The 5,811-nt window shown below is 30.8% G+C and carries 6 protein-coding genes; all 6 read left to right on the top strand.

Translation table 11 applies throughout. The features are described 5' to 3' along the window. Nucleotides 1–85: 85 nt before the first annotated feature. The 6 genes from G5V56_RS17505 to G5V56_RS17480 all read left to right on the top strand — a co-directional run bounded on the left by G5V56_RS17505 (nt 86) and on the right by G5V56_RS17480 (nt 5,606). Nucleotides 86–910, top strand: coding sequence for an AraC family transcriptional regulator (locus tag G5V56_RS17505; RefSeq protein ID WP_317166449.1), 825 nt, complete (start codon nt 86–88; stop codon nt 908–910). Between the two features lie 139 nt (nt 911–1,049). Then, on the top strand, nt 1,050–1,859 hold the full coding sequence (locus tag G5V56_RS17500; RefSeq protein ID WP_240911432.1) for a carboxymuconolactone decarboxylase family protein: 810 nt from the start codon (nt 1,050–1,052) through the stop codon (nt 1,857–1,859). A 171-nt stretch (nt 1,860–2,030) separates the two neighbouring features. Then, entirely contained in the window at nt 2,031–2,615 is a 585-nt protein-coding gene (locus G5V56_RS17495) for a Crp/Fnr family transcriptional regulator (protein WP_166967566.1), read from the top strand. A gap of 52 nt (nt 2,616–2,667) precedes the next feature. Beyond that, nucleotides 2,668–3,174 (top strand): hypothetical protein, encoded by a 507-nt coding sequence (locus G5V56_RS17490; RefSeq protein WP_166967564.1) that lies wholly within the window; start codon nt 2,668–2,670, stop codon nt 3,172–3,174. Nucleotides 3,175–3,416: 242 nt separating this feature from the next. Then, entirely contained in the window at nt 3,417–3,866 is a 450-nt protein-coding gene (locus G5V56_RS17485) for a GyrI-like domain-containing protein (RefSeq protein WP_025865463.1), read from the top strand. 219 nt (nt 3,867–4,085) lie between these two features. Further along, nucleotides 4,086–5,606: a glycosyltransferase family 39 protein gene (locus tag G5V56_RS17480; protein ID WP_166967562.1), complete on the top strand. Its 1,521-nt coding sequence runs from the start codon at nt 4,086–4,088 to the stop codon at nt 5,604–5,606. Nucleotides 5,607–5,811 lie beyond the last annotated feature (205 nt).

The raw sequence follows: 5,811 nt of genomic DNA, 5'->3' as shown, positions 1-5,811 counted from the left end.
ATGAGCTCATATGTCATTAATTTGTAGAAAATCTATAGATTTATAGAAATAAATGGGGTTTGTGCGCAAACTCCCGTTGTAAGCAATTAAAACAAACGTCCTGCTAAAAGAATATTCCATATCGGACATTATAATTTCCAATCCAAAAGAAAAGTTTTTCTACGTTGGAACTTTTGAGGGAACGGAAGACCCCAATGTTCAATGGCCACACAGACACGATTTTTATTCGCTTGTTTGGTTCACAAAAAGTTCGGGAATCAATGTAATCGACTTTGAGGAATATGAAATCAAACACAACAGGCTTTTCCTGATGCGCCCCAAACAGGTTCATAATTGGTCCTATTCAAAAAACTCGAATGGATATATTATCATTTTTGACAAACATCTTTTAAAAGAAACAACTGATTTTGTTAACAAAGCATTTTTTGATTTATCCGACAGAAATACAAAATTTCTAAAATCACTATTTGAAAATCTTATCGAAGAGTTCAATAAAAATGACAAATTGAGCGAAAAGACAATCGTTCAAGGAATTTCATATTTGTTACTTCAATTAAAAAGGTTATCAAATGAAAATCCTCAAAACAAGGAAATTAAACCAAAAACTATTTTAGAGTTTTCAAAATTGGTATCAGACAATATTTGCGAAAATGTTTCCGTAAACGAATATGCGTCAAAATTGAATTTGACCGTTGATAAACTCAACGAAATCTGCAAGGATAATTATGGACAAAGTCCTAAAACAATCATTTTGGAAAAGAAAATAACGGAAGCCAAACGATTGCTTTATTTCACGGACTTATCGGTAAAGGAAATCGCATTTCGATTAGGATTTGAGGACAGTTCTTATTTTTCAAGAATATTCAAACAGAAAACAAACCTTTCGCCCACTGAATTTAAAAGTGCCTGAAGATCTGGAAAAAGTCCTGTAAACGAACTTCTTTCAACCCTTATTTTTGCCTAAAAACAGAATGAAATATCTATCAATTTTAATATTCACTTTATTCATTCTCGCAAGTGGATATGGGCAAACAAAAAATCAAACAAAAATGGACAGTACAAAATCGGAACGATTTGAAAGAGGTTGGGAAAAATTAAAAGAAATTGACGGAGAGGCAGGAGAAAAAGTAATTGAAAGCTTAAAAGATGTTTCGCCAGATTTGGGAACTTTCATCATAGAATACGCTTTTGGAGATATTTACACAAGAAATGGTTTAGATTTAAAATCCAAAGAAATTGCTGTTGTCGCAGCTTTGACAGCAATGGGAAACGTCCAACCACAATTAAAAGTCCATATCAACGGAGCTTTGAATACGGGAAGCACAATAAACGAAGTCAAAGAAGTGATTTTGCAAATGTCCGTTTATTCAGGTTTTCCGAGTGCAATTAACGGAATGAACGCATTAAAAGAAGTTTTAAAAGAACGTCAAGAACACGGAATTAAGGACGAAATTGGTAAAACTGCAACTGACACAACGCAAATCGACCGACTAAAATTGGGAGAACAAGAACTATCGAAATTGGACAGTTTGCAAGTGGAAAGATTAAAGAATGCTTACAATGATTTTTCACCTGAATTGGTAAAATTTACTTTGGAGTATGGATATGCAGATATCTTTTCAAGAGACAACCTTGGCCCTAAATACAAACAAATTTCAACTATTGCAGCCTTGACAGCATTAGGCAATGCACAACCGCAACTGAAATTCCATATCAACGCAGGTTTAAATATCGGACTTACCGAAACCGAAATCAAGGAGATTATGCTTTTAATGACAGTATATTCAGGTTTTCCATCAGCTATTAACGGAGCAAATACATTGAAAGAAGTTATTGAAGAAAGAAAAGATCAAAAATAACTGCTTACAACAATGTATATAAAAAATAGCGGAAAAAGTGCAAGTCTAAAAGGCTTGTGCTTTTTTGTATATTTGTGTATAGTCGAAAAGTTCGTGCTTTAAAACAGCTACTTTTCATATACTTAACCGTTGGGCATAATAAGAACGAACTGACAAACTCACGAAAATTTAATGAAAACATTGATAAAAAACATATCGGAATATATAACGATAAACAATTCAGATATTGAAATTATTAATAAGTCATTCTCAAAAAAAGAATATAAAAAAGGAGAATATTTAATTGAACAAGGGAAACGTGCAGATAAAGTATTCTTTATTGAAAAAGGACTGGTAAGAATGTATTTTATCAATGAAAACGGAAATGAAATAAATACATATTTTGCCTCTGATGAAAGTTTTATTACATCATTTTCAAGTTTTATTAATCAATACTCATCGGTTGAATTTATAAAGGCTGAAAAAGAAACATCTGTTTACTCATTAAATTATTCGGATTTTGAAACCAATAATGATTTTATGATTAAATTTAGAACATTATTTGTTGAACAAAACTTAGTCTGTGTAAAAAATAGACTTGATTTATTACAAACATCTAATGCAAAAGAGAAATATGAACATTTTATACGAAATACTAACGAAAAAATAATTAATGGTATTCCATTATATCATATAGCATCGTATTTAGGAATAACAGCAGAAAGTTTAAGCAGATTAAGAAAAAAAACATTTCTTACCAAAAGTCAAGAGAAATAGAATTATCAGAATGTAATTTTGCCAAATATTTAATAATTTAAAATTTTATAAAATGGTAACTTTACAAAAGAACAAAAAAGTATTAATTGGTTTTGGTATTTTAACAGGAATAATGTATATCATTGTGATGTTCATTATAAATCCAATGATAGACGGTAAAATAGGATTTGAAGTCATAAAACTTCAATTATCTTTTACAACCGAAAACGGAAAATCCATTCTTAATGGCTGGAATGAAATCGGACAACAAAACTTCTTGAAATATATTTATACGGACTATATTTATGCTTTTGCATATTCTGTTTTCTTATCGTCTTTATATTTAAATAAAGTTTTAAAAAACAATATTAAATTAGTTGGAAAACATATTTTCATTTTGATATTACCTTTTGTTGCTGGACTATTCGATATGATTGAAAACACGATTGAAATATTTTTCATTAAAAGTCCAAATGGATTTTCAGAACTATTATTTAGCTTTCATTCAATATTAGCAAGTTTGAAATGGTTAGGATTACCAATTATTTTATATTTTCTAATAAAACGTATAAAACAGTAACTATGCCCAACAAAAAATATAAGTAATAGCGGGTTTTGTGCTAAATTAAAAGTTCCTATCTTTGAACAATATTAGTGCTAAATTGAAAGGTAAGTACCTTTAAATCCGCTACTACGCATATTCAAACCGTTAGCGGCAAGTGAATAAGACACTCTTCAAAATAGAAATCTTGAATAACGATAAACTCTAACACATATCGAATAATAACAGTGATGAGATTATAAATTGAAAACAAAACTAATATGACAAAAGGATTTAAAATAATTGGAATTTCTGTCCGAACTACAAATAAAAATAACCAATCTCAACAAGATTTGGGAAACCTTTGGAACAAATTCTTTTCAGAGAACGTTTTTGACAAGGTTCCGAACAAAATTTCGAGCAACATCATGACCATCTACACAGATTATAAAAGTGATTATACAGATGAGTACACTACCATAATTGGCATTCCTGTTTCAACACTTGACCAAATCCCAAACGGATTGATTGGACGAGAATTTGAAAAAGAAAATTTTCAAAAATTTATTGCTAAAGGAGAAATGCCAAATGCTGTACTGAATACTTGGATAAATATTTGGCAAAGAGATAAAGAACTTAATCGAAAATATACTTACGACTTCGAAGTTTATGGCCAAAATTCTCAAAACGGAGAAAATTCAGAAGTTGAAATCTATATTGCGACAAAATAAAAACACCAGCCGCTAACAATGTGTATAATTCAGCGCGAGTCCGATTTCTGTATCCCGAAAAATCTTGGCCGATTTTTCGCGCCGAAATCATACACGCACCGTTGTGTGCCATTCCCCACATCAGAAAAACCAATTAATTTCTACTGCTAACGACCAATTTTTGAGGGGAAGTAAAAGTTAAAAATTTGACCGTTAGTCAGAATTTGAACAAACCAATAAATGAATAGACAAACCAAATTCATAGTTTTATTTTTTTGCATTATAAAACTAATTTTACATCTAATTGCAGACAGTCATTCAGGATTTCAGGGAGATGAACTATTACATATTGAAACAGGAAAACACCTTGCATTTGGCTATATGGAATTTCCGCCATTAATTGCCGCCTTTGCATTTATCCAAAATTTATTTCATTCTAATTCCGTATTTATTCACCATATTTTCCCACACATTGCCGCAATACTCATTATTATTTATGTAGCAAAAACAACCCTTGAATTAGGCGGAAAAAACAAAGCAGTATTTTTAGTGCTATTAGCTATAATTATTGCACCAGGTTTTGGGCGCTCGGAGCAACTTTTTCAACCTGTAGTTTTTAGTCAGTTATTTTGGGTTTTAGGGTTTTACCAATTAGTAAAATTTACAAAACACCTCGATAAAAAATCCTTGTGGTACCTTACATTATTTTGTATTCTTGGCTTTTTGGTAAAATATGACAGCATCTTTTTCATTTTTGGACTCTCGGCATTATTAGTTTATCAAAGAACAAGAACAGCTTTAATAAAGCACAAATTTTGGTTAAATATCCTTTTATTTCTTATTTGCATTGCACCGAATATCATTTGGCAATTTTTAAATGATTTTCCGCTACTACAAATGACAGATAGACTATATGAAACACAATTAGATAAAATAAGTCGGTTTGAAAATTTTACAAGTTTATTAATTGCAATTAATCCGATAGTATCTCTGTTATTAATAATTCCAGCCCTTTTTTATCTTTTCAAGTCAAAAGACCAAATTTTTGTTCGCATAATATCAACAACAATTGGAATGTCTTTTCTACTACTTTTGTTTAAAAATGGTAAAGCTTATTATTTCTTCCCAATTATATTAACACTCTTGTCATTTGGAGCAATATTTTGGGAGCAAATAGTATTACTTAAAAGAAAATGGATAATTTATCCAATGTCGTTTTTAATGATTTTAGGTGCTGTACTTATTCCTTTCGGAATGCCTGTCTATAGCTTTAATCGTTATCTTGAAAAAGTATATCCACACGAAGAAAAGGAAATTCAAGGAGGCGAATTTGGGGTTAAATACGATGAATATTACACACAGAACAAGTGGAAAACAACAATGCAAGATTTGCAATCGGTTTTTGAAACTCTATCTAACAATGAAAAACAAGATTGCTTAATTTGGGGAAAACACTATGCACAAGCTGGAGCTGTGGACTTGTTCGGAGAGTCATACAATCTTCCCAAAGCATTTTCTTATCACGGAAGTTTTTACAGATGGACACCTAAAGGCACAATGCCGAATACTGTTATCGCATTGAGCTATCAAGTTGGAAATTTTTTTAATCCCTACTTTGAAGAAGTGACTTTGGTTAAATCAATTTATAACCCTTATGCGGACAATGATGAAGAACTTTATCAACGGATTTATATTTGCAGAAAGCCTAAACAAGATTTCGGAAAAATGAAAGAATTATTTAAGAAAAGAATATTTGAATAAAAACGGCACACAACAATGTATATAAAAAATAGGTGATACAGTACTGAATACAAGGCTTTTAGCTCGTATCAAATTTTGTGCTTTGCCGAAAGTTTCGTGCTTCATAATCACCTACTTTTCATATACTAACCGTCAGACTGCGCAAAAACTTCTTCTTAAAAACCATTAATGATTCTTTTTAAAATCGTATCTTAAAGTACTGATA

This window comes from Yeosuana marina (genome assembly GCF_011762485.1).
Classification (GTDB): Bacteria; Bacteroidota; Bacteroidia; order Flavobacteriales; family Flavobacteriaceae; genus Yeosuana; species Yeosuana marina.
The sequence above is the reverse complement of the archived record's forward strand: the minus strand, read 5'-3'. Positions and strand labels throughout refer to the sequence as shown.